Origin of the sequence: Pantoea sp. B_9 (assembly GCF_008632015.1) — a bacterium.
Classification (GTDB): Bacteria; Pseudomonadota; Gammaproteobacteria; order Enterobacterales; family Enterobacteriaceae; genus Pantoea; species Pantoea dispersa.
This window is the reverse complement of sequence record NZ_VWVL01000010.1, coordinates 14,153-35,946: the sequence shown is the minus strand read 5'-3', so window position 1 is coordinate 35,946 and position 21,794 is coordinate 14,153. Positions and strand designations below refer to the sequence as shown.

At 59.7% G+C, this 21,794-nt stretch carries 22 protein-coding genes and 1 riboswitch; of the genes, 7 read left to right on the top strand and 15 right to left on the bottom strand.

The features are described from left to right. Nucleotides 1-2: 2 nt before the first annotated feature. The 10 genes from F3I21_RS21840 to F3I21_RS21795 form a co-directional block, all read right to left on the bottom strand. Nucleotides 3-1,451 (bottom strand): acyl-CoA reductase, encoded by a 1,449-nt coding sequence (locus F3I21_RS21840; protein WP_150059734.1) that lies wholly within the window; start codon nt 1,449-1,451, stop codon nt 3-5. After that, complete coding sequence (locus F3I21_RS21835; protein WP_150059733.1) at nt 1,448-2,557, bottom strand: long-chain fatty acid--CoA ligase; 1,110 nt, start codon at nt 2,555-2,557, stop codon at nt 1,448-1,450. The genes F3I21_RS21840 and F3I21_RS21835 overlap by 4 nt, the downstream gene beginning before the upstream one ends. Before the next feature lie 68 nt (nt 2,558-2,625). Then, nucleotides 2,626-2,755: riboswitch (TPP riboswitch) on the bottom strand. 75 nt (nt 2,756-2,830) lie between these two features. After that, complete coding sequence (gene ddpX / locus F3I21_RS21830; protein ID WP_150059732.1) at nt 2,831-3,421, bottom strand: D-alanyl-D-alanine dipeptidase; 591 nt, start codon at nt 3,419-3,421, stop codon at nt 2,831-2,833. A 14-nt stretch (nt 3,422-3,435) separates the two neighbouring features. Continuing rightward, nucleotides 3,436-4,551, bottom strand: a complete 1,116-nt coding sequence (locus tag F3I21_RS21825) for a Xaa-Pro peptidase family protein (RefSeq protein ID WP_141495643.1) — start codon at nt 4,549-4,551, stop codon at nt 3,436-3,438. Continuing rightward, nucleotides 4,548-5,777 carry a M20 family metallopeptidase gene (locus F3I21_RS21820; RefSeq protein ID WP_150059731.1) on the bottom strand — a complete coding sequence of 410 codons (1,230 nt, stop codon included), beginning with the start codon at nt 5,775-5,777 and terminating at the stop codon, nt 4,548-4,550. The genes F3I21_RS21825 and F3I21_RS21820 overlap by 4 nt, the downstream gene beginning before the upstream one ends. Before the next feature lie 10 nt (nt 5,778-5,787). Continuing rightward, nucleotides 5,788-7,425: an ABC transporter ATP-binding protein gene (locus F3I21_RS21815; protein WP_150059730.1), complete on the bottom strand. Its 1,638-nt coding sequence runs from the start codon at nt 7,423-7,425 to the stop codon at nt 5,788-5,790. After that, a complete protein-coding gene (locus F3I21_RS21810) occupies nt 7,422-8,252 on the bottom strand; it encodes an ABC transporter permease (protein ID WP_058781361.1) in 831 nt (276 codons plus the stop codon). The genes F3I21_RS21815 and F3I21_RS21810 overlap by 4 nt, the downstream gene beginning before the upstream one ends. Next, nucleotides 8,245-9,192 carry an ABC transporter permease gene (locus F3I21_RS21805; RefSeq protein WP_021508731.1) on the bottom strand — a complete coding sequence of 316 codons (948 nt, stop codon included), beginning with the start codon at nt 9,190-9,192 and terminating at the stop codon, nt 8,245-8,247. The genes F3I21_RS21810 and F3I21_RS21805 overlap by 8 nt, the downstream gene beginning before the upstream one ends. Nucleotides 9,193-9,201: 9 nt before the next feature. Then, entirely contained in the window at nt 9,202-10,800 is a 1,599-nt protein-coding gene (locus tag F3I21_RS21800; RefSeq protein WP_150059729.1) for an ABC transporter substrate-binding protein, read from the bottom strand. A gap of 21 nt (nt 10,801-10,821) precedes the next feature. Then, a complete protein-coding gene (locus F3I21_RS21795; RefSeq protein ID WP_150059728.1) occupies nt 10,822-12,102 on the bottom strand; it encodes a M20 family metallopeptidase in 1,281 nt (426 codons plus the stop codon). A 79-nt stretch (nt 12,103-12,181) separates the two neighbouring features. On the opposite strand from F3I21_RS21795, the gene F3I21_RS21790 reads away from it, so the two are divergent. Continuing rightward, nucleotides 12,182-12,952, top strand: a complete 771-nt coding sequence (locus F3I21_RS21790; RefSeq protein WP_058758671.1) for a GntR family transcriptional regulator — start codon at nt 12,182-12,184, stop codon at nt 12,950-12,952. Between the two features lie 129 nt (nt 12,953-13,081). Beyond that, nucleotides 13,082-13,543 carry an OsmC family protein gene (locus F3I21_RS21785; protein ID WP_150059727.1) on the top strand — a complete coding sequence of 154 codons (462 nt, stop codon included), beginning with the start codon at nt 13,082-13,084 and terminating at the stop codon, nt 13,541-13,543. Here the strand turns inward: F3I21_RS21785 and F3I21_RS21780 are convergent, their stop codons facing one another. Together F3I21_RS21780 and F3I21_RS21775 are read right to left on the bottom strand one after the other, a co-directional pair. After that, the gene (locus tag F3I21_RS21780) at nt 13,544-14,620 is read right to left on the bottom strand and encodes a diguanylate cyclase (RefSeq protein ID WP_150059726.1); all 1,077 of its coding nucleotides are present in this window, start codon (nt 14,618-14,620) and stop codon (nt 13,544-13,546) included. 173 nt (nt 14,621-14,793) lie between these two features. Further along, entirely contained in the window at nt 14,794-16,629 is a 1,836-nt protein-coding gene (locus F3I21_RS21775; protein WP_150059725.1) for a methyl-accepting chemotaxis protein, read from the bottom strand. 224 nt (nt 16,630-16,853) lie between these two features. On the opposite strand from F3I21_RS21775, the gene F3I21_RS21770 reads away from it, so the two are divergent. Together F3I21_RS21770 and F3I21_RS21765 are read left to right on the top strand one after the other, a co-directional pair. Next, nucleotides 16,854-17,108, top strand: coding sequence for a type II toxin-antitoxin system Phd/YefM family antitoxin (locus F3I21_RS21770; protein WP_058758675.1), 255 nt, complete (start codon nt 16,854-16,856; stop codon nt 17,106-17,108). Then, nucleotides 17,098-17,388: a type II toxin-antitoxin system RelE/ParE family toxin gene (locus F3I21_RS21765; RefSeq protein WP_058758676.1), complete on the top strand. Its 291-nt coding sequence runs from the start codon at nt 17,098-17,100 to the stop codon at nt 17,386-17,388. Before F3I21_RS21770 ends, F3I21_RS21765 begins: the two co-directional genes overlap by 11 nt. 57 nt (nt 17,389-17,445) lie before the next feature. Here the strand turns inward: F3I21_RS21765 and F3I21_RS21760 are convergent, their stop codons facing one another. After that, nucleotides 17,446-18,495, bottom strand: a complete 1,050-nt coding sequence (locus F3I21_RS21760; protein WP_150059724.1) for an NAD(P)-dependent alcohol dehydrogenase — start codon at nt 18,493-18,495, stop codon at nt 17,446-17,448. Nucleotides 18,496-18,603: 108 nt separating this feature from the next. On the opposite strand from F3I21_RS21760, the gene F3I21_RS21755 reads away from it, so the two are divergent. Then, entirely contained in the window at nt 18,604-19,032 is a 429-nt protein-coding gene (locus F3I21_RS21755) for a helix-turn-helix domain-containing protein (RefSeq protein ID WP_058758678.1), read from the top strand. Nucleotides 19,033-19,118: 86 nt separating this feature from the next. On the opposite strand, the gene F3I21_RS21750 is transcribed toward F3I21_RS21755, so the two are convergent. Further along, the gene (locus tag F3I21_RS21750) at nt 19,119-19,940 is read right to left on the bottom strand and encodes a Cof-type HAD-IIB family hydrolase (protein ID WP_021508741.1); all 822 of its coding nucleotides are present in this window, start codon (nt 19,938-19,940) and stop codon (nt 19,119-19,121) included. A 137-nt stretch (nt 19,941-20,077) separates the two neighbouring features. Beyond that, on the bottom strand, nt 20,078-20,716 hold the full coding sequence (locus F3I21_RS21745; protein WP_150059744.1) for a TetR family transcriptional regulator: 639 nt from the start codon (nt 20,714-20,716) through the stop codon (nt 20,078-20,080). 93 nt (nt 20,717-20,809) lie between these two features. Here F3I21_RS21745 and F3I21_RS21740 point away from each other — a divergent pair, with 93 nt between their 5' ends. Together F3I21_RS21740 and F3I21_RS21735 are read left to right on the top strand one after the other, a co-directional pair. After that, nucleotides 20,810-21,490, top strand: a complete 681-nt coding sequence (locus tag F3I21_RS21740; protein ID WP_150059743.1) for an O-methyltransferase — start codon at nt 20,810-20,812, stop codon at nt 21,488-21,490. Nucleotides 21,491-21,547: 57 nt separating this feature from the next. Continuing rightward, nucleotides 21,548-21,781, top strand: a complete 234-nt coding sequence (locus F3I21_RS21735) for a hypothetical protein (RefSeq protein WP_150059723.1) — start codon at nt 21,548-21,550, stop codon at nt 21,779-21,781. Nucleotides 21,782-21,794 lie beyond the last annotated feature (13 nt).

Sequence of the window (21,794 nt, the reverse complement as noted above, 5' to 3'; positions counted from 1 at the left end):
GCTCAGTCAAGATAGGGCGCATAGTGTTCAGCGGCGGTTTCCGCCGCCTGTTCGATTTCGCACAGGGTGACCAGATCCAGCAGGCTAAAACGGCCATCGTGATGCCAGCCCGCCTCCGGTGAAGTCATGTTACCCAGCGCCGTGATGCGCGTGACGCCCGCCGCACCGAGCTGCGCCGCCAGCCGAAACAGCACCTCGGGCGCGGCCGCGAGGCCAACGCTTTGCAGATACGCGCGCTGCGCGGCCACCCAGTTTACCGTCTCCTCCAGCGTATCCACGGCAATCACCTTCAGCGTACGTCCGAGCGCGCCCGGTTGTAACGGCTCCGGCTTGTCGACGTACACCACCGCCCAGGCATCGTTCTCATCGCCGTACAGCGTGCGGTCACCGCTCAGCGCACGCATTTCCTCCGCGTTGCGCCACGCGGCCACAGCCTGACTTTCACCCAGCGTCAGCGTCGCGCGCGGATAGCGCTGTGCCAGCGCGGCAAGTTCATGGGCGAGGTAAGCAGCAAACTCCTGCGGCGACACCCGGCCGCCGCGCTCAATAAACAGCGCCTGCGGCGAGTAACAGCCGGCCTGGTCATAGCGCATCACATCGTAAGCCACCTGACGCGCCAGCGCCGTACCGCGCCGCACGTCCAGCGCCGACCGCGCCACCATGCCAAAACTGATTTTGTGGCCGTGCGGCAGAAAGCGCGTGGCCGGCGGCAGACGTCGCTGCATCGCCGTCAGCGCGGCCTCTCCGCCATAAGCCATCACCACGTCTGCCTGGCGGAACCACTGCTGCTCAGTGCGTTCATCACCGCCCTGCCACCATACGACGGCCAGACAGTCGCCCAGCTGCGGATCGATCTCCGCCAGCAACTGGGCGAACCATCCCGCCATCAGCGGCTCAGCGCTCGCCACTTTGCCCACGCTTCCCGCCTTCACCAGCAGGCCGGCAATCAGGCTCCACAGCGGCAAACCCGGCACATTGCCGGCCCAGACCTGCAGCAACAGCTGTGGACCAAACGCGCGGGCAAAGCCGCCTTTTGGCCGCGGCTGAAAATCGTCCAGCATCTGCACGTTGCCGAAATCCTCCGCCAGAAAACGCCGCAGCTGCGGTTCACGGAAGGTTTTGAGATAGCCGGTTAAACCGAGCCGCAGCATCCCGGCGTCATAGCCGGTAACCAGCGGCAGCAACCGCTCCGCCTGCTGGCGCAACGGGTGCGAACGGTCAAGCAGGCGCGCGATGGCTTCATCAATCAACGCGGTGATGCGCGCTACGCTCAGGGTGTGCAGGTAGCGGCGCGCGTTATCGCGTACGCTGGCCGCCAGCGTGGCAATCTGCGCCTCGGACAGCACCGGCACGCACACTTCCAGCGTGCTGCCTTGCTGGCCAAAGTGCAGGCTGTGCCACGCCACCTCGCTGTGGCGGATGCCCGGCAGATGGCCGGCATACACTTTCATGCCCGTGCCTGCGCAGCAGCGAGAAACGATTCCATCGCCAGCGAGCAGCCTTTGGCATCGGCGCCCGCGACGCGGCCCAGCAGCTGAAACCCGCCGGGCACCATCACGCCGGCATCTTCGGTCAGAATGGCGGAAACAGAATTGAAATGGGCGAGATCGTGATGCACCAGTACGCCTGTCTCCCCTTCCGGCACGTCCGCACCGGTCAGCGGATTGACCACGCGCGTGCGGATCCAGTGCGGTCCGGATTTCACCGGCGGGCAGATTTCATTGCCGAAATCGTAAAACTGGGTGCTGAGTTCAGTCATGCCGTACATATTGATGCAGTGCGAACGCGGCACGCCGAACGTCTGCTGCAGCGCGTTATAAAACGCCTCCGCCGCAACTTCACGCGACTGGCCCTTAAAGCCCCCGGTGTCGAGGATGCGGCTGCCCGGCGGCAGCCTGAAACGCCGCTGCTGACGCGCCAGTTCGTCCAGCAGATGGACAAAACTGTAGCTGGCACCCAGCAGGGCATAGGGTTGGCCGCTGGCCTGCGCCTGCTCCAGCGCGGCGATCAGACGCGGCAGTTTCAGCCCCTGCGCATCCACCATCACTTCGCTGTCTGGCGTGCCACATTCTTGCATCGCCAGCGTCAGATAATGGGCCAGCGAAGAGTGCGGCAGCTCGCTGCTGTGCGGAAACAGGATCGCCATCGGCAGGCGCGGATGTCCGGCCATAAAGCGCTGGCGGAAATTGATCAGCATCGAGCGATCGTAAACCGCCAGCGTCGGGTGATAGCTGCGCCCCCGGCCGGTCCCCGTGGTGCCGCTGGTCATAAAGATGTGGGGAATCTCCGCCACCGGACGGCAGCTCAGCGTCAGATCTTTAAACGCCGTAATCGGCACCGCCGGAATCTGCCGCCACTGTTTTACCGTTAGCGGCGTGCGGCCGCGCTGGCGGGCGAAACGGGCGTAAGGGAGATTGTGTTCGAATTGCCACGCGAACAGCTGCAGCGCCAGCTGGTTGAAATCCGCTTCCGTGGTTTCTTCGCGCTGCATAAACGCCAGCAGCGCGGCAATGATTGACGCTTCGGTCATGAAGGTGCCCTCTTTGGACTGCGGCATAACGGCCAGCCAGGGCCTGAGAAATGCGCAGGATTCGCAGAAAGGCGCAAAGAGGGAATGAGGGCGTGCAGTGACCCCGGTTCCACATCCCTACGCCGGTATTAGCCGGATCAGGTTCAGAGGGTCACTACGTTGCCGGCCGTGACAGCCGCGCGGGTAGAATCTCAGCCCTCTAACAGGGCACCCCTTGGAACAAGCTGCATTCTGGGGTCGGAACGGAGGGCGTGTCAAGGCGGGAAGGCGCAGAACCCCCTCGCTTCAGCAACGCGATTATTAACGCGCAATATCACTCACAGGAGCGCGATCAGCCCGGCTGACGCAGGCAAAGCGATCGCTGAGCAGCGGATAGTTTTGCGCATCCGGCAGTTCAAAGTGCCACCATTCGGTGGGCATGCCGACAAAACCGCCGCCGAGCATGATGGCGTTCAGCAACAGGCGATGGCGCTGCGCCTGCTGCGGCACGTTGGGATGGAACGGGTGCGACTCAGCAGACATGTCGTCAAACCCGGTCCCCATTTCCAGAATGTTGTCCGCCTCATCCACCAGCGTCACATCGATCGCCACGCCACGGCTGTGATTCGAGCCCCGCGCCGGTGGCACCACATAATCCGCGTCGGGACAGGCATCCCACAAGTGCCACTGCGCCTGCTGCGGACGATACGCGTCCAGCACCAGCAGGCGGAACCCCGCCAGCCGGGCGATGTCACTGCTGCGGCGCAGCGCGGCGGCGGCATCCGGATGCAGCAGCGCCTGCGCGTCGCGATAAATGGCATACCCGGCGATGTTATCGGCGGTGGCGTATTTCAGATCAAACATCAGGCCCGGCAAGGTGGCAGCCAAATCGATTAATTCAACGTCCTGCACTGTACATCATCCTGTTAATTGTTAGCCGGCAGCGTAAACGGCTGGCGCGGCAGCGTGGTGAGTCGCTCTGCGCCCTGTGCCGTGACGCGCACGGTTTCACTGAAGGCGAGGCCCTGCGCTGAAATATACATGTGAAACACCATGTTTTCCTCCAGTAACCACGGCGCCTGAGGATGAAAACAGCAGCTGAAATCGCTCGGACGCGGAGTGCGCGTATACAGACCCAGCGCATAACCGGTGATGTTGCTGTAATCCTCACGCAGCCCGGCGCTGAGCACCGCCTCACGCGCGACGGCATCCACCGTACAAGCCGCAATGCCCGGCTTCATCGCCCGTAGCTGGCGATCCTGAATGGCGATCAGCTGTTGTGCCAGCGCCGCGCGCGCCGCAGAGATTTCACCGACAATCAGCGGACGCATCAGGCGCGCGCTGTAGTGCCGCACTTTAGGGATCAGCTCAACGTGCAGCACATCGCCCGCTTGCAGACGCTGCTCATGGCCGCTGGCATGCAAAAATCCGCTGTCGCCGCTGGCGATAACAATCGGTCCGGTTTCACCGCTGTCAGCACCGAGCCGCAGAAATTGTGCCGCCGCCAGCGCGGCGACATCACGCACACGCCAGCCGCCCTGCACCTGCGCACTCAGCTGGGCCAGCGTGGCATCGGCAATGCTGGCGGCCTGGTGTAAGCTGGCGATTTCAGCCTGAAATTTAACGCTGCGCAACCGGTCGCTGATGCCGCTGACATCACACCAGCGCACCCCGGGCAGATGGCGCGCCAGCTGCTGCCAGCTATGCACCGTCATGCCGTAGGATGCATAATCCGCGCCCAGCCGCGCCCGCTGATAGCCGCGCCGCGTCAGGCTTTGCGCCACCGCCAGCCACGGATCGTCTTCATCACGGTACGCGTCAATCGCCAGCTGCGGTGACTGCGCGCGGCACGGCGCGGCATCCAGCTGGCGCAACACCATCCACGGTTCGTCCTGCAACGGCACCAGACAGGCACGATAACGCGTTTCCGACACGGTATAACCGGTTAACCATGCCAGCAGTTCGCCATGATCGATCAGCATCACCTCAATGTCGGCGGCGCGCATGGCGCTGCGCAGCCGTGACAGCGCGTCGGCGATCATGACGCCGGTTCAACCGGCTGGCAGATGTCGAGGATTGCCAGCAAATAGATGCGCACCATATCGAGAAACTCACTGATCTCGACGCGCTCGTCCGGCATGGTGTTGTACTTGCCGCCGGGCCCGCACACGATGCCCTCCATGCCCGCATGCTGATACAGGTGCGCCGCATCGGTACCGTAGAAGGCGGGCGGCGTGATCACCCCGGTAGGCTGCGGCGTGCCGCGCACAGTCTGCCAGCCGCGATTAACCGCTTTAACGATTGGCGATTCCGGCGACACCTCAAACGGCAGCATGGTGGGTTTATCGCGCAGGCCGTCATCGAACAGCTGCGCCTGCAGACCCGGATAACGCTGGCACAGTGCATCCAGCAGGGCCTGCAGGTCGGCCAGCACGCCGTCCACCGTTTGTCCCGGCGCAAAGCGGGCGGAGCCTTTCAGGCGGACAAAATCCGCGACCTGCGGCGGCCGCCACTCCTGCAAATCACGCCCCAGCGCACCGTGTACGGTGCCAATATGGCCACGGTTAATTTTGCGGTGTTCTGCGCTTTTCGCTCCGCTGAAGGTGATGTTATTGATCTGCGGAATCAGTTCGACCGCCGCTGCAATCGCGTCGACCGCCTCCTCACGCTTTGACAGATGGCGCGTATCGCCGGTCAGTTCAATGGTGAACATCAGCGAGCCGGCATGCATGGTCAGCGCCTGTAAATCCGTGGGTTCGGCATTGATGAAATAGTCGGCGCGTACGCCCTGCTCAATCGCCGCCAGCGTACCGATGCCGCCCTGTAACTCGCCGACCACGTAAGTAAGGATCACGTCGCCCCTGAGCTTCACGCCGGCATTAATCAATGTCTTCAGCGCGCAGAAATAGGCGGCATCGCCCGCTTTCATGTTAGAAACGCCGATACCGTAAATAAACTGATCGTCGATTTTTCCCGCCCAGGGATCGACGGTCCAGCCTTCGGTGACCGGGTTAGTATCAAGATGACCGTTGAACAGCAGGCTGTGGCCGCCTCCGCTGCCGGCCAGCCGCCCAATGGCGTTCAGCCGATCGCCGGCCACCGGCTGCAGTTCAGTCTCCAGCCCCAGCTGCGCCATCTGTTGTGCCATATAGCGGGCTAATTCGCGCTCGCCCTCGGTGGCACTGTAACTTTTGTGCTGCACCATTTTTGCCAGGAAAGCGAGGCAGTATTCACGATCGATGTGATGAATTAACTGTTCAGGGTTCATGCGCTTCTCGTTATGCCACGGATTGGGTTAGATCAGGGATGTGCACGGCATCAAGCAGTGCACGGGTGTAAGGATGCTGTGCCTGCGCCCGCATATTCTCGCCGGGCAGCACTTCCACCACATCGCCGCGATACATCACCGCCACACGATGCGCGATCTGGCGGATGAGATTGAGATCGTGGGTGATGAACAGATACGCCGTGCCGTAGCGACGGCGCAGCTCCAGCAGCAGCTCGATAATGGTGGCCTGCACCGACACATCCAGCGCCGCCGTGATTTCATCGCAAATCACCAGGTCCGGCGGGTTTGCGAAGGCGCGTGCAATCGCCACGCGCTGCTTTTGCCCACCCGACAGCGCGTGCGGATAGCGGCTGGCAAATTCCGCGGGCAGCCGCACTTCCTGCAGCAGACGCGCCACCGCCTGCGCCTCGCTTTCTCCCGGTGGCAGTCCATACAGCCGCAGCGGACGGGCGATAATTTCGCCGACGGTCATGCGCGGATTGAGTGACGCATCCGGATGCTGAAAAATCATCTGCACGCGGCGGCGATACGCCGGGTCCATCTGCGCGCGGCCATATAACGTCGCGCCGCAGAAGTCGATGCTGCCAGTGAACGGCACCAGGCCGGTTATCGCCTTGCCGAGTGAAGATTTACCCGAACCGGACTCGCCGACCACGCCGAGAATTTCGCCCTGATGCACCGTCAGCGAAACCGCATTGGCGGCCCGCGTCGTGTTCGCTTCGCGTTTCAACAGCCGATCGAGCACGCCGTGCTGGCCATAATTAATCGTCATCGCCTGCAGGCTGAGCAGCGGCTGACTGCCGGCCGCATCCGCGACCAGCCGATGCTGCGGATCCGGCACCGCGGCAATCAGTTTGCGCGTATACGGATGCGCGGGCGCGCTGAACAGCGTGCGCGTCGCGGCCTGCTCCACGATGCGGCCCTGCTCCAGCACGCATACGCGGTCGGCCACTTTCGCCACCAGCGCCAGATCGTGTGAGATATACAGCGATGCGACGCCGGTCTCGGCGCGCAGTCGCTCGTAAAGATCGAGGATTTGCGCCGAGCTGATGACGTCCAGCGCCGTGGTCGGCTCATCAAAAATCAGGCAGTCCGGCTGGCAGGCGAAGGCGGTAGCGATCAGGATGCGCTGCTTCTCACCGCCGGAAACCTGATGCGGATAGCGCTGCATCATGCGTGCCGGGTGCTTCAGCTCGACATCGCGCAGCAGCGATTCCCCCAGCTGCTGCGCTTCGCGCGCTGACAGCCCACGATGACGGCGCAGCACTTCGGTGACCTGTTCACCCAGCGTCAGCGTCGGGTTCAGCGATGCGCTGGGATCCTGAAAAATCATGCCAAGCTTTTTACCGCGCAGCGCCATCAGTTGGTGCGCTGGCAACTGCAGCAGGCTTTCGCCGTTCAGCCGGATATCACCCGCCTGCTCGCGTGCGTTACTGGTCAGCCAGCGCATGATCGCCCAGCCAAGGGTGGTCTTGCCGGAGCCAGATTCTCCTACCAGCCCCAGCACTTCGCCCGGCATCACCTGCAGGGTGATATCGCGCAGTACCGGCAGCGAATGGCCGCGCGCTAACGCATAATCGAGGCTGTAATTGTCCACCGACAGCACCGGGTTGTGCGGACTCTTCATTTGTGGCTCCCTGGATTTAGCACATCACGCAGGCCATCGCCCAGCAGGTTGAAGCCAATCGCCACCAGCGCGATAGCCAGACCGGGGATCATCATCATCCACGGTGCTTTAAAGAAATAGCTGCGCGCTTCGGACACCATCAGCCCCCACTCCGGCTCGGGCGGCTGCGCGCCGAGGCCGAGAAAGCTCAGCGTGGCAAACAGCATGATGGCGAATGCCACGCGAATGGTGGCTTCCACGATGATCGGCGCGAGAATGTTCGGCAGCATTTCGCGCAGAATGATGTAGTAACCCGCTTCGCCGCGCGCGATGGCGGCGCTGATGTAGTCCTGCTGACGCGCCGCCAGCGCCACGCTGCGCGCAATGCGCACCATGCCCGGCACGAAAGCGATGGTGATGGCCAGCACGGCGTTCATGCTGCTCTGCCCCAGCGTGCTGACAATCAGCAGCGCAAACAGCAGGCTGGGAATCGCCATCACCGCATCCATGGTGCGCATCAGGAATTCATCCACTTTGCCGCCAAGGTAGGCGCTGGCGGTGCCCAGCACCGAGCCAATAACCATCGCCAGCGCGGTCGCCAGCAGCGACAGCAAAATGGTGGATCGCGCGCCGACCAGCACCCGGCTGAAAATGTCACGCCCCAGCTGATCGGTGCCGAACCAGTGTTCTGCGCTGGGCGGGCGGTAACGCGTCAGGATGGAGATCGCTTCCGGATCAAACGGCGCCACGTGCGCGCCGCCCGCCACCATCAGCAGCGCCAGCAGCAGAATCAGCACACCCGCCGCACCCTGCGGCGAGCGCAGTAATCGTTTCAGTATTTCAGGCATAGGAAATCCGCTTATCGAGCATCACGTAGGCCAAATCCGCGAGGAAATTCACCACGGCATAGGTTGCCGCGAGGATCATCACGCCGGCCTGAATAGTGGGCAGATCGCGCGCCTGTACCGCGACAATCAGCTCCCGGCCAATACCGGGAATGGCAAAAATCTCCTCCACCACCACAATCCCGCCCAGCAGATAGCCGACGTCGAGCGCCACAATGGTGATGGTGGGCAACAGGCCATTGCGCAGCGCATGGCGCCACAGGATGCGCCGGCGCGACAGGCCTTTCAGCCACGCGGCGCGAACGTAGTCGGTGTGCAGCACGTCAACCATTTCCGAGCGCACCATGCGCGAAACGTGTGCCACCAGAATCAGCGCAACGGTGATCGACGGCAGAATCAGGTGCTGAATACCGCTGATAAAATTTTCGCTGAGCGGCACGTAGCCGGTGGCGGGCAGAATCTGCCAGACATCGGCAAACAGCAGCAGCACCAGCGTGGCGGTGACGAATTCCGGAAACGAGATGCCCATGTACGAGATCACGCTGACCAGCACATCGGCGGTCTTACCGCGCCGCACGGCCGCCCAGATGCCGAGCGGAATGGCGATCACCAGCATCAGTAACAGGGCGCACAGCGCCAGCAGCAGCGAGCGCGACAGCGCCGTCAGCAACGTTGGTCCGACCGCCAGGCCATTGCGCATCGACACGCCAAAGTTGCCCTGCAACGCCTGCGTCAGCCAGTGCCAGTATTGCAGCCAGGCGGGCGCATCCAGCCCAAGCCGCGCCCGCACCGCCGCCAGCGCTTCCGGCGTGGCGTTTTGTCCCAGCAGCGTGACTGCGGCATCGGCGGGCAGCAGCTGAGTGATGCCAAACACCAGCAGCGACACCACCAGCAGCGTGTAAATCATCAGCAGCAGGCGTTTAAGCAGGTAACTTGCTGTCACGGTCGCTCCTTACAGGCTGCGCTTTGGCGCGTTAGCGGTCAGCCAAACATGATCGAGGCGGAATACCGCCCCGCGCGGATGCAGATGATAGCCCGCCACGTGCTCACGACTGGCAGCCAGCAAATCAAAGAAGGTCGGGATTAACGAGGGCACCTCGTCGTGCATCAGCTGCTGGGCTTTGCCGTACAGCTGGGTGCGCAGCGTTTCGTCATTGGTTTCGCGCGCCGCCATCACCGCACCGTCGAAAGCCGCATTGTTCCAGCGCGTTTCGTTCCACGCCGCTGTTGAGGTATAGAGCAGAGAAAACACCGCATCCGGCGTCGGCTGCATGTTGTAAAAGCCGACGTAGAAATTGCCCTTCTTCCACACCTGATCGAGATAGGTGCTGTGCGCCATGGTCTGCACATTGATACGGAAACCGCCCGGTTTCGCCATCTCCCGCAGGGCAATCCCTAGCTGGGTGCGGGTTGACGGCTTGTCTGAGGCGATAAGCGTTAAATCCAGCCCATTCGGATAACCGGCCTCCGCCAGCAGCGCTTTGGCTTTGCTGTAGTCCAGCGCTTTTTGCGTCAGCTGCGCGTAATACGGATAAGCGGCGTTGATTGGCGTGTCGTTACCCGGCGATCCCAGACCGTCTGCGACAAAATCCACCGATGCCTGACGATCCACGCACAGCGCCAGCGCCTGGCGGACGCGCACATCACTAAACGGCTTTTGATCGCAGCCCATGTTGACGTTAAGAAACTGACCGGATGCCACGCGCAGCGGCAGCACGCCCGCCGATTTGGCTAAGCGGGCGAACTCGCTCGACTGCGCACTCAGCATCAGATCGGTATCGCCGGCAATCAGCGCGGAGCTTTCAGCGATAGCGTCGGGATACACCACCACTTCCACGCCATCCAGATATGGCCGCGTGGCGTCGTAATAGTGCGGGTTGCGTTTCATCACGATTTTGCGTTCCGGATCGTAAGACACCAGCTGGAACGGCCCGGCCCCCAGCGAGGCGCTACTCAGCTTGTCGTACTGCCCCTGCGCGATATGCGCCGGGATGATTTTGGCATCCGGATAGGCCAGCATCACCGGCAGATCGGCATAAGGCGCCTCGGTCTCAATCAGGATGGTGTTGTTGTCTTTGGCGCTTACCGTTTTAATCGGGCCGATGTTGTGCAGCGCCGGTGAGGCGTTTTTCGGGTCCAGCAGTGCCTGCAGGCTGGCGACCACGTCCGCTGCGGTGAGCGGCGAACCGTCGCTGAAGCGCAGATCGGGCCGCAGCGTGAAGGTCCACTGGGTTAAGTCGTCGTTCGGCTGCCAGGACTGCGCCAGATCGCCTTCCGCTTTCATCGCCTGCGTCAGGCGGGTTAAGCCGCTGTACAGCAGCTCTGCCACCAGATATTCCGGATTAACCCGCACCTGATGGGGATTGAGCACGCTGACCGCCTGGTCAACGCTGATGCGCAATACGCCACCTTTACGCGGCGTGCCGCCCGGGGTCGCGCTGGCAACGGCGGCAGCCGAGGCACTGAATGACCAGGGCAGCAGCGCCGCTCCGGTCAGGGCGGTTGAACTGGCGATAAACTGTCTGCGGTTTAACCCTTTCATGGCGCACATCTTCTGTTCCTCGTTGGTTTATTAATTACCCTGGGTTGGCTGAAAATCATTGGCGAGATACGCCAGAATCGACTGCGAAAGTGCAATAACATCTGCCATCGTGGTGTATTCATCGGCGGCATGAATGCGGTTATCGGGACGGGCAAGTCCGCCCAGCAGAATTTCCTGAATGCCGGCCTGCTGTACCCAGCCCATATCCGAGCTGGTGGCGGATCCCCAGGCTTTGAATTCTGCTGGCGGGAAGCCGAAGCCCTGGCTGAGCGCCGCCTGCCAGCGCGGCCAGTGCGGACCGGTGGGATCGGCGACTGGCGCCAGATGGCCAATCAGCTGCAGCGTGACGTCGCTGGCGGCGCTGCCCTGCATCGCCTTATCCACGCACTGCGTCAGCTCCTGCCACACGTCGGCAAACGGCTCTTCCGGCGCATAACGGCGATTAACCAGCAGCTCGAAGCGTTCCGGAATGGTGGAGCCTTTACTGCCGCCGTGCGCGGCGGCCAGCGTCAGTAAGGCGGTGAGCGGCCGGCCCTGATAATGCGGCGGTGCGGGCATTGCCGAAACCCGCTGTTCCACCTCGCCTTTCAGCTGATACAGCGCATTCATCAGCGGAAGCGCAGCCTCAATAGCATTGATACCCTGCAGCGGATCGCCGGAGTGCGCCGAGCGGCCGCTGACGATAATTTTGATATCGATACTGCCAAAGCAACCGGCCCAGATACGCGGCACCGCGCCGCCGTTGAAGCTGAGCAGGTGACCGTGGAATAACTGCTGCTCCGCCAGATAACGAATACCGGGATAAAGGCCACCCTCTTCATCGGTACAGAGTAAAAACACCGGGTTATAGCGCAGGTGGAGCTGATAGCGCTGCGCGGCCCGCACCGCAGCCAGCGCGGCCACGATGGTGCCTTTCATATCCGCGGCGCCGCGTCCAAACAGCTTGTTTTCCGCCACGCTGAGCGCCAGCGGCGGAAAGCGCCAGCCATCGCCGGCCGGAACCGTATCGGTGTGAAAGTAGAGATTGCAGTTTTCAGCCGCGCCGGCATCCAGCGCGGCCAGCAGATTCACCCGCTCGCCCTGCGCGCTGCCGTCCGGCGTCTGCCACAGCGCGTCGGGCACCGAAACGCGCTGCAGATCAAAATGCAGCGGCTGCAGCATCGTGCTCAGCAGGTCGGCGAATGCTGCGTAACCCAGTCCGGGCGGGAAGCAGGTATCCACCGCCAGCATGCGTTGCAGATCGTCAAGAATCTGCGCCTGATCGTCGGCGATATGGGTCAGAGCGCGCTGTAGTGATGAATTTTCCTGCATAAACTGTTCACTTATTGTATTTCTATATAGTTTATAGATAATGCAAATGAACAGCTGGGGTCAATCGGTAATCGGAAACATGCAAAAAAACTATGACGCGCACGACGTTCCTCAATTCAGTCGCCTGAACGAAGGCGAAGGCGCTCCGCTGTACGAAGTAGTGAAGCGCTATATCAGTGAATCCATCCTGCAGGGCGAACTGCCGGCGGGCACCATTTTGCCCAGCGAAAACAGTCTGGCGGCGAAGTTCGGTGTCTCGGTCGGTACGGTGCGCAAGGCGCTGGCGGCGCTCACGACGGAAGGGATGCTGATGCGCCGGCGCAAAACCGGCACGGTGGTGACCGGCTGGGCGCCGCTGCATAACCTCAGCCATTTCTTTCACTATTTTCGTCTGCATGACAAATCGGGCGGTTTGCTGCAGTCGGAAACGCGACTGCTGGAGTATCAGCACAGTCGCGCCAGCGCCGACGAAGCCGATAAGCTGCAGATCGCAGCGGGTGACGCAGTGATTCGCCTGAAACGCCTGCGCCGGGTGAAGGGCATTGCGGCCATGCATGAAACGCTGGTGCTCCCCGCCGCGCGTCTGCCCGACTTTCCGCCGGCGGAACAGCTACCGCAGTTGCTGTATCGTTACCTGTTTGAGCAGTACGATGTGCGTGTTGCGGCAGTGCGCGAGCAGATCAGCGCCACGCTCGCTACAGAAGAAGATGCCAGCCTGCTGGAACTTGCTCTGCCACACGCTGTGATGGTGATCGATGAGGTCTCTTTTGATCAAAGCGCCACGCCGGTGATTCTTGCGCATCACCGTTTCAGCACTGAACACTTTATGTATGTCAATGAGATACGCTGATTACGTAGATGTTTTACTGTAAGTTGTTTCAGATGCGCATCGACGCGCACCTGATTAATTTGCACCAAAACGCAGCGAGCGTTGTGAATAACAACCGCTGAGATGACCTCACTGAACAGGACATTTCCCATGGCAGCACGGCAGCACCATTACCAGATTTACCTTCGCTGGAGCGGCAATCGCGGCGATGGCACAGCTTCTTATACCGCTTACGATCGTGACAGCGAATTTCAGGCACCCGGTAAACCGCCCATTTTGCTGAGTGCCGATCCGGCATTTCGTGGGGATAAAACGCGCTGGAATCCTGAGGAATTGCTGCTGGCGTCTGCGGCGGCCTGCCATAAGCTGTGGTATTTACACCTGTGCGCCGATGCCGGCATTGTGGTGGAGGAGTATGAAGATGCTGCCGAAGGGAACATGGTCGAGGGGGCGCGTGGACGCTTTACCGCTATCACGCTGAAGCCGCGCATCAAACTGCGCGACCCAGCGGATGCCGATCGCGCGCGGGCATTGCATCATCAGGCACACGAAGCCTGCTTCATCGCCAACTCGCTGAATTTTCCGGTAAACTGCGATCCTGAATTTTTCTGATTATGATGCGCGGGCCAGCGGCGTTTGCCACAGTCGCACGCCGTTGCGCCCGGCGCGCTTCACTTCATACAGCGCTTCATCCGCATGGCGCAGCCAGTCGCTTATCGATTCGGCGCTGACCGCAGGCGCAATACCGATACTGACCGAGCAGCGGAACTCTGCCGAGGCTGGTAAGCGCAGCTGGGCAATCTTCTCTTTTAGCCTTTCGGCCAGTTCCACCACCGATTCATCGCTGGCCTGATGCACGATGACGCCCAGCTCATCGCCGCCAAAGCGCGCCGGAATGTCCTGCTGCCCGACATAGTTGCGCAGCAGCGTCGAGATCTCGGCCAGCAGAAAATCGCCCGCCTCATGACCCCAGCTATCATTGACCACTTTGAAGTGATCGACATCCAGCAACAGCAGATAGCCGCTGCTATCGCCGCGCCGCGTGCTGTGAAACTCACTCTCCAGCCGCCGCTCAAACAGACGGCGGTTAGGGATTTTCAGGCCGGGATCCATCAGCGCGATGCGCTCCAGTTCACGGTTGCGGGTGCGTAAATGCCAGGTGAGATTGTAGGAAGCCACGCTGAGTACCAGCATGTAACAGGTGGCCAGCGGCAGCGTCAGCCAGACGGTTTGCATGCTGAACGCCAGATGTACGCTGGTGCCATCCAGCAGCCACACCATAATAAACCCGCACAAAAATGCCTGTATGGCGGCAATCAGCTGCGCGCCGCCGCCAGCGGCATAGCGATCCGATGCCAGCACCGCCATGATGATAAAAGAGGGCATCGGGCTTAACGCCATCAGCGCCACCCAGATTCCACCGAAGGCGGCATCCAGCGTCAGATTCTGGCGTTCGGTTCCGGTTGAGTCTTCGGCACGAAGCGCACGTTGATACGCCAGCCATGGCCAGAAAAAGGCGTTCACAAACAGCAGTGCGCTGAATGCCAGTCCGCGCTGCATTTCCAGTAACACTGAAAGAATCGGAAAGAAACAGAGGATCGTGCCGAGCTGACGCATGATGAACATACGACGGACGAAGCGTTTTGACCGGCGCTTCAAATGGTTTTCATCAGGCGAGTAGTAATTCATTCACGGGAAAATTCAGTTCGACAAAAATGGCAGTGTATCGGGAAAAAGTCGCCCTGCGGCGACTTTTTTTAAGAATTTTCGCCTTGCACATTGGCGGACACTTAAATAACAGCGCTTTGCCGCCAATAGCAGCAGCGGCCAGCGGGTAAAGTTCGCTGCCGCTGCGCGTGTTTTTAGTTTACAGCGCCTTGCAAACGGAACTGGCTGACCAGCCGCTGCAGCATGAATGCCTGCTCTTCCAGCGCCTGTGCGGAACGGGATGACGCGCTGACCAGCGACGCATTTTGCTGGGTAGTACCGTCCAGCTCACCTACTGCGCGCGCGATTTGCTCGATGCCGCGGCTCTGCTCATCAGAAGCAGCCGAGATCTCCGCCATGATTTCATTCACGCGTGCGATGCTACTGACAATCTGCTCCATCGTTTCACCCGCGCGCGCCACCTGCTGATGGCCGTTGCTGATACGCCCTACCGATTCGCCAATCAGCCGTTCAATATCTTTCGCCGCTCCGGCACTGCGCTGGGCCAGATTACGCACTTCGCTGGCGACCACGGCAAAGCCGCGCCCCTGCTCGCCGGCGCGGGCGGCTTCAACCGCCGCGTTGAGCGCCAGGATGTTGGTCTGGAAGGCGCTGCTGTTGATCACCGCAGTAATCTCGGCAATTTTCTTAGAACTATCAGAGATCTCGCCCATGGTGCTGACGACATTGTGCACCGCGATACCGCCCTGACTGGCGTTATGCGTCGCTTCCGCCGCGATCTGGCTGGCGAGACGCGCATTGCTGGCATTATTTTTTACCGTGGCGGTGAGCTGCTCCATGCTGGCGGCGGTTTCCACCACCGCAGCCGATTGCTGGGCGGTGCGCGACGACAACTCCAGGTTACCCTGGTGTATGGTGCTGGCAGCCTGCGACACATTGCTGACGCTGTGCAGCACCTCGCCAATCATGCCGCGCAGCCGCGCATTCATGCGTCCCATGGCAGAGGTGAGCTGGCCGAGCTCGTCCTGGCGATGAGTGACAAACTGCGAGCTGAGGTCGCCGCTGGCAATGCGTTCGGCCAGCGCGAGGTTGTGAAACACCGGGCGCGTAATCTGCCGGATGATAGTCCAGGCCACCAGCACACCCAGCGCTATCGCCAGGCTGCCCATCAGCAGCGAGAGCGCCGCTGACCCATTAGCCAGTTCATCGTTACGCGCCTTAACCAGGGCGATGATCTGTTTGATCGCCGCGCTGCTGTTATCGCCCGCCACTTTGACGGTGTTTTCCGCGACACGCAGCTGGCCGTAAATCGCTGCCGCCTGCAGGCTCAAATCTTTAAAACGTTCGGTATCCTGCCATAGCGCGTTAAATCCACCCTGCTGCTCCGCTGGCAGCTGAGTCAATAGCGTGTTCATGTCCTGTCCGGCGCGCTGAAAATCATGTTCCAGTTTATTGCGCAGTGCCTCGCTGACGTTGAAGCGCAGCGCCCAGGCCTCTTCGCGCACATTACTGATGGCAAACAGCAGCTGATAAATCTGGTTGGTGACTTCGGGTGTGCTGACGGGGGTCCGGATTAGCCCGGTATAGCGCGACGTCATGTCCTGCTGGCTCAGCGCGTCCAGCTGGCTGCGCAGCTCGTTGAGCTGTTGGGTTGCCTGGGTCATGGCGGTGATGCTGTGCTGGAAACGGGCAAGATGGCTGGCGACATCGTTGAGCAACCCTCTGGCGTCCGCCGTCCACGGCAGCTGCTGGGCCTGCTGCGTCAGTTGCTGAGCGTGCGTGACGTAATCCGTCATGGTGCCGCCCGCTTTGTCCTCGCCGTATAGATATTTAAGACGATTGATTTTGGCCTGAAAGACTTCAATGTTGATGTCATAAATCAGATTGGTTTTCTGATAGATGTCGTGAATCTGATTGAATCGTTGCACGCTGAGCGCTGTGGCCAGTGCCACCAGCAGCAGGACGATGCCGAAGCCCGCCGCCAGCTTGCGCGTAATGCGCACATTCCGTAATCGGGAGACCAGTCCCATGTCTCGCTCCTGTCATTGTTGTTTTTGTTGAGTCTGCAGAAGGAGTTATCGGACCGTACCGGGAATTATTTACTGTTGCGGGGCGAAAATGTGCTGTGTCATAAAAGCGGTATAGTATTTAGCCAAAATACTCTTTTAAAGCACTTCTTAAAGCGCTAATATCAGCACCATAAAGTGTTAATATACTTCACCTGTTTTCATTATCTAAGTCCGGATACCTCACCATGCCATTTCAGATCCTGTCAAACACCGCTGCCAGCATCACCGATTTAAAGCGTGATCCCATGGGAACAGTGCGTTCAGCGGAAGGGGAAACCATTGCTATCTTAAACCGCAACGAGCCCGCTTTTTACTGCGTTCCACCGGCTGTTTACCAATATCTGATGGAATTAGCAGAAGATGCAGAACTGGGTCGTATCGCTGATGAACGCATTTCTGAATTAGCGGATGCGAAAGAGATTTCGCTGGATGACTTATAAATTAAAGTTCGTTCCTTCCGCTGAAAAGGAGTGGAAGAAACTGGGTCATCCGGTGCGTGAGCAGTTTAAGAAAAAGCTGGTACAACGGCTGGAAAATCCCCGTGTCCCCTCAGCACAACTTCACGGACGAAAAGATCAGTACAAAATAAAACTACGTGCTTCAGGCTATCGCCTGGTGTACCTGGTGCAGGATGAAACCATCACTGTCATGGTATTAGGTGTGGGTAAACGCGAAGGCAGTCAGGTCTATGCGGATACGGAATACAGATTGCCTGAGTAATCTGTTGATAGAAAAGCCGGCGATTTCAGCCTGAAATCGCCAGCCATGTCCGGGCAATTACCAGCGAGTTGCCAGCATATCAATGACGAAACGGTACTTCACCTCGCCCTTCAGCATACGCGCGAAGGCCGTTTCGATCTCTTCACCGGCGATCAGCTCAATATCTGCCGTAATGTTATGCTCGCCGCAGAAATCCAGCATCTCCTGGGTCTCTTTGATGCTACCGATGGATGAACCGCTGATGCTCAGACGGCGAAACACCAGCGGCGTGACGTTCGGCGACTGATGCGGTTGGTCAGGAATGCCGACCAGCACCAGACGGCCATTGGTTTTCAGCGTCGCGAGGTAAGGATCGAGATCGTGCGGTGCCGCCACGCAGTTAATGATGAAATCAAGCGAGGTCTGGCATGCCGCCATCTGCGCGGCATCACGCGACACCACTACGCGCGTCGCACCAAGACGACGTGCGTCAGCGCCTTTTTCCGGCGAGGTAGTAAACAGGGTAACCTCAGCGCCCAGCGCGCTGGCCAGTTTTACCGCCATGTGGCCCAAACCACCCAGCCCCACTACCCCGACGTTATCACCGGCTTTGACGCCGAAATGGCGCAGCGGTGACCACACCGTTACGCCCGCACACAGCAGCGGTGCCACGCCCGCCAGCGCCAGATTTTGCGGGATCGACACGACAAAATGCTGATCGACCACCACATGCTGCGCGTAGCCACCCCAGGTGCTGTCGCCGGTGTATTTATCGATGCCGTTGTAAGTGGCGGTGAAGCCCGCTTCGCAGTACTGCTCTTCCTGCTGCTGGCAGAAGTGGCAGGCACGGCAGGAATCCACCATCACGCCCACACCGACCATATCACCGGCTTTGAAGCGCGTAACCTGAGTTCCGGTCTCCAGCACGCGTCCAACGATCTCGTGGCCCGGCACCAGCGGATAACGACTGACCGCCCACTCATTGCGTGCCATGTGCAAATCGGAATGGCATACGCCGCAGTAAAGAATTTCAATTTTTACGTCCTGCTGCTGCAGCGGACGCAAGGTAATCTGGCCGGCAGCGAGCGGTTGCGCTGCATCCTGTGCCACCAGTGCGTTAATTTTCATGGTGCCTTCCTCAAATTCTGATGTGGGCTGAATGAAGGCGGCAGACTATAATCAACGTGGTGCAGAATTGATAGTAGTCACCATTTGGTGACCATAAAGGAGAGTGCGATGCCAGCCTGGGTTGATGGCAAACTGTTTTTCTATGCGGATTCGCCACCGCGCCGTCTGATGGATCTGTTTTCGGTGAAGTGGAGCACAATGGTGCTGCACGCGTTGTATCACTGGCCGGGACAGCGCGCCCGTACCGGTGAACTGCAGCGTAGCCTGCAGGGGATTTCGAAAAAAATGCTGTTTCAGACACTCAAAGAGCTGGAGCAGCGCGGCTTAATTGCGCGTCAGGTTTACGAAGTCATTCCACCGAAAGTGGATTACCGGCTGACCGCGCTGGGCATGACCTTCGCCCGGCCGATTGAGCAGATGTATCAGTGGGGATTAGAAAACCAGGCGGCACTGGATGAAATGGAAGCTAACCTTCGCGTGGCAGGCGGCACGCCGGCGGAAAACGCCCGCCCTGCAGCGTCATCCGCCCGTGAATAACCACGCGCGGGTCGCATACTGTCCGTCGCGGCGCGATTTATCACACACAAAATAGCGCCGCGGTTCGTGGATCGATCCGGTGCCCGTTAACCAAACGGCGTTTCGCGTGCCAGCAGGCGAGCGATGACGTTGAGAGCGCCTTCGTCGTTATTACTTTCCGTCCGATAACGCGCCACGGCTGCCACTGGTGCAGCGGCGTTGGCCATGGCAAAGCTGTAACAGGCCTGACGTAGCATTTCGATGTCGTTGGCGCTGTCGCCAATCGCCAGCACTTCACAATCATCAATGCCCCACTTCTCCTGCAGCAGCGCGATGCCGTGCGCCTTATGACAGCCGGGAATGATTAAATCGACAAAGCCAAACCCGCTGGAGACCGGATGCATGATGTTTTCAATCGCGTTCAGTTCGCTATGCAGACGCGCCAGCAGCGCCTCGACACCTTCGTGTGCCAGATTCAGCGAAAACTTGAAAATGGTATCGTCGATATCGTACAGGCTGTCGCGCTTCTCCAGCCGGCGATAGTGATTGGCCAGCATAGCGACCACCTCATCCGGCATTGACTTGTGCACATAAGCCCCGTTGCGACCGCACACCACGGTGCTGATCTCCGGCTCTTTGGCGAGAATATCCAGCACCTGATGAACACGTTCCGGCGCCAGTTCGCCGCAGAAAATTTCTTCGTTGCTGTCGGACACCCAGGCACCGTTTTCAGCCACGAAGGCGATCTCATCTTTGATAGCGGGAAAATAGTGCTGCAACTGATAATACTGATTGCCGCTGGCGACCACGAAACGGATGCCTTTCTCCTTCAGCAGCGCGTACTGGCGCGCAAAACGCTGCGCGTTGTACTGCTTATTGTCATCGAGAAATGTCCCATCCATATCCACCGCAATCATTTTTACTGCCATCATGCTCTCCCGTCTCTGTGTGTGCCGTCAATCCATCCGGCTTTACCAAGGTTTTATCAAGCTTACTCGCGGTGTGGATTAATGAGAATGTGAATAATGAGTTTGTTAACCGCTTTCAGAGATTTCCAGCCCATTTTTTACTGCAATTCGGCCCCTTTTTCTCTGATCCAGGCACAGAACATGTCTGCCATATCGCGTGCGTAAGCCTGAATTTCTGCTGCGCTGCGCGGCGATTCGGAAAAATGCTTGCCGACGTCACCCAGCGTACTGTTGATTAAATCCGCCGCCCGCGCCACCTCAGCCGCGTCCCGCTGCGGCAGCAGCTGTTGCAGAAATTCGCACATCACATTCTCGCCATTGGCGCGCGCAGCCTGCACTTCCGGCGCATCCCGGTAAAGTGGCGCGGCATCATTCAGTGCGGTGCGCATCGCCGCCTCTTCACACTCCGAGTGCAGGAACGCCCAGGTCAGCTGATGCAAGCGCTGACGCGGCGTAGATTCGCTGTCGCGCAGAATCGAACCCAGCAGATTGCCGGTTCGCTGCCATTCTTCGCGCTGCAGACGGAAAAGGATAGCGGCCTTGTTGGGAAAATACTGGTACAGCGATCCAATACTGACGCCCGCCCGTTCGGCCACGCGGGCAGTGGTAAAGCGCGTGGCACCTTCCTGCTCCAGAACCTGAGTCGCCGCCTGCAAAATGGCTGCTACCAGCTCACTGGATCGCGCCTGCTGCGGCTTTTTTCTTTCAGAAATCTTAGCGTTACGTTGTGCGGCCATCGTCTGCTCCTGAACGCGAATAGTGAAATGCGAGTAATTCATCGTATTCTGTTCCTGACGCAAAATCCACCTTCTGATGCAGGAACTCCGATGATGAACACCCTGACTTCCGCGCCGCTGGCACCGCTGCTTAACTATCTGTTTGAGCTGGCGGATAACATGGCGCATCCCACCAATGAAGCGTTTCGCGTGATGTCCGATGAGGAGCAAACGCGTCTGCTACAGAGCAAAACCGATTACCGCGAACTCTACGGTCATTTAAAAGATGTGCCGCTGGCGGTCTCGCGGGAAACCGGCAAACTGCTGTATATGCTGGCGCGCAGCAGCCGGGCGCAGCATATCGTTGAGTTTGGCACTTCGTTTGGTCTCTCCACCCTGCACCTGGCGGCGGCGGTGCGCGATAACGGCGGCGGCCGCATCATCACCAGCGAGTTTGAACCGGGCAAAGTGGCGCTGGCGCGCAATCATTTTGCCGATGCTGGCGTCAGTGACCTGATTGAAATTCGCGTGGGCGATGCGCTGGACACGCTCAGTCAGGACCTGCCAGCCAGCGTTGATATGCTGGTGCTGGATGGCGCGAAGGCCATCTATCCGGAGATTTTGCAGCTGGTGCAGCCCTGGTTGCATCCGGGTGCCCTGATTGTGGCCGATGATGCCGATTTCAGCCCGGAATATCTGGAAATGGTCCACGGCAGCCGCCTCTATACCTCGCTGCCGTTTGCTGATGGCGTCGAAGTTTCAATGTGGCTGGGATCGCCACATAAAGGCGCTTAACAGCGTCACGTTTATGTTATATCGTTACAATCCCGTGCTCTGATTGAGGTTGCTGCGATGAAGGTTACCGTTCCACTGTTAGTGATTGCTTTTGCTTCGGCGAAAGCGGGGGCATTTCAGGCGAAAATCGATCCGTTAAAGCTGGCGCTGAATCCGGCTAACGCGCTCGCCAGCACCGATCAGGCGCAGCCGCTGGCGATTGCCGAAGCGCATGCGCGCCTGGCGACGGCGGTGAGCGGCTGTCAGTGTCCGTTCTGCACCCAGATGCGGCTGATGAATACCGGATTATGATGATAGGTTCGTC

Bases quoted from the DNA above. Each gene is read 5' to 3' on its own strand.
- F3I21_RS21755 (WP_058758678.1), top strand. From the start codon at position 18,604: ATGCCAGCCTGGGTTGATGGCAAACTGTTTTTCTATGCGGATTCGCCA.
- F3I21_RS21790 (WP_058758671.1), top strand. From the start codon at position 12,182: ATGCAAAAAAACTATGACGCGCACGACGTTCCTCAATTCAGTCGCCTG.
- F3I21_RS21785 (WP_150059727.1), top strand. From the start codon at position 13,082: ATGGCAGCACGGCAGCACCATTACCAGATTTACCTTCGCTGGAGCGGC.
- F3I21_RS21795 (WP_150059728.1), bottom strand. From the start codon at position 12,102: ATGCAGGAAAATTCATCACTACAGCGCGCTCTGACCCATATCGCCGAC.
- F3I21_RS21810 (WP_058781361.1), bottom strand. From the start codon at position 8,252: ATGCCTGAAATACTGAAACGATTACTGCGCTCGCCGCAGGGTGCGGCG.
- F3I21_RS21770 (WP_058758675.1), top strand. From the start codon at position 16,854: ATGCCATTTCAGATCCTGTCAAACACCGCTGCCAGCATCACCGATTTA.
- F3I21_RS21750 (WP_021508741.1), bottom strand. From the start codon at position 19,940: ATGGCAGTAAAAATGATTGCGGTGGATATGGATGGGACATTTCTCGAT.
- F3I21_RS21740 (WP_150059743.1), top strand. From the start codon at position 20,810: ATGAACACCCTGACTTCCGCGCCGCTGGCACCGCTGCTTAACTATCTG.
- F3I21_RS21765 (WP_058758676.1), top strand. From the start codon at position 17,098: ATGACTTATAAATTAAAGTTCGTTCCTTCCGCTGAAAAGGAGTGGAAG.
- F3I21_RS21760 (WP_150059724.1), bottom strand. From the start codon at position 18,495: ATGAAAATTAACGCACTGGTGGCACAGGATGCAGCGCAACCGCTCGCT.
- F3I21_RS21800 (WP_150059729.1), bottom strand. From the start codon at position 10,800: ATGTGCGCCATGAAAGGGTTAAACCGCAGACAGTTTATCGCCAGTTCA.
- F3I21_RS21775 (WP_150059725.1), bottom strand. From the start codon at position 16,629: ATGGGACTGGTCTCCCGATTACGGAATGTGCGCATTACGCGCAAGCTG.
- F3I21_RS21820 (WP_150059731.1), bottom strand. From the start codon at position 5,777: ATGAACCCTGAACAGTTAATTCATCACATCGATCGTGAATACTGCCTC.
- F3I21_RS21815 (WP_150059730.1), bottom strand. From the start codon at position 7,425: ATGAAGAGTCCGCACAACCCGGTGCTGTCGGTGGACAATTACAGCCTC.
- F3I21_RS21825 (WP_141495643.1), bottom strand. From the start codon at position 4,551: ATGATCGCCGACGCGCTGTCACGGCTGCGCAGCGCCATGCGCGCCGCC.
- F3I21_RS21735 (WP_150059723.1), top strand. From the start codon at position 21,548: ATGAAGGTTACCGTTCCACTGTTAGTGATTGCTTTTGCTTCGGCGAAA.
- F3I21_RS21780 (WP_150059726.1), bottom strand. From the start codon at position 14,620: ATGAATTACTACTCGCCTGATGAAAACCATTTGAAGCGCCGGTCAAAA.
- F3I21_RS21835 (WP_150059733.1), bottom strand. From the start codon at position 2,557: ATGCCGCAGTCCAAAGAGGGCACCTTCATGACCGAAGCGTCAATCATT.
- F3I21_RS21745 (WP_150059744.1), bottom strand. From the start codon at position 20,716: ATGGCCGCACAACGTAACGCTAAGATTTCTGAAAGAAAAAAGCCGCAG.
- F3I21_RS21840 (WP_150059734.1), bottom strand. From the start codon at position 1,451: ATGAAAGTGTATGCCGGCCATCTGCCGGGCATCCGCCACAGCGAGGTG.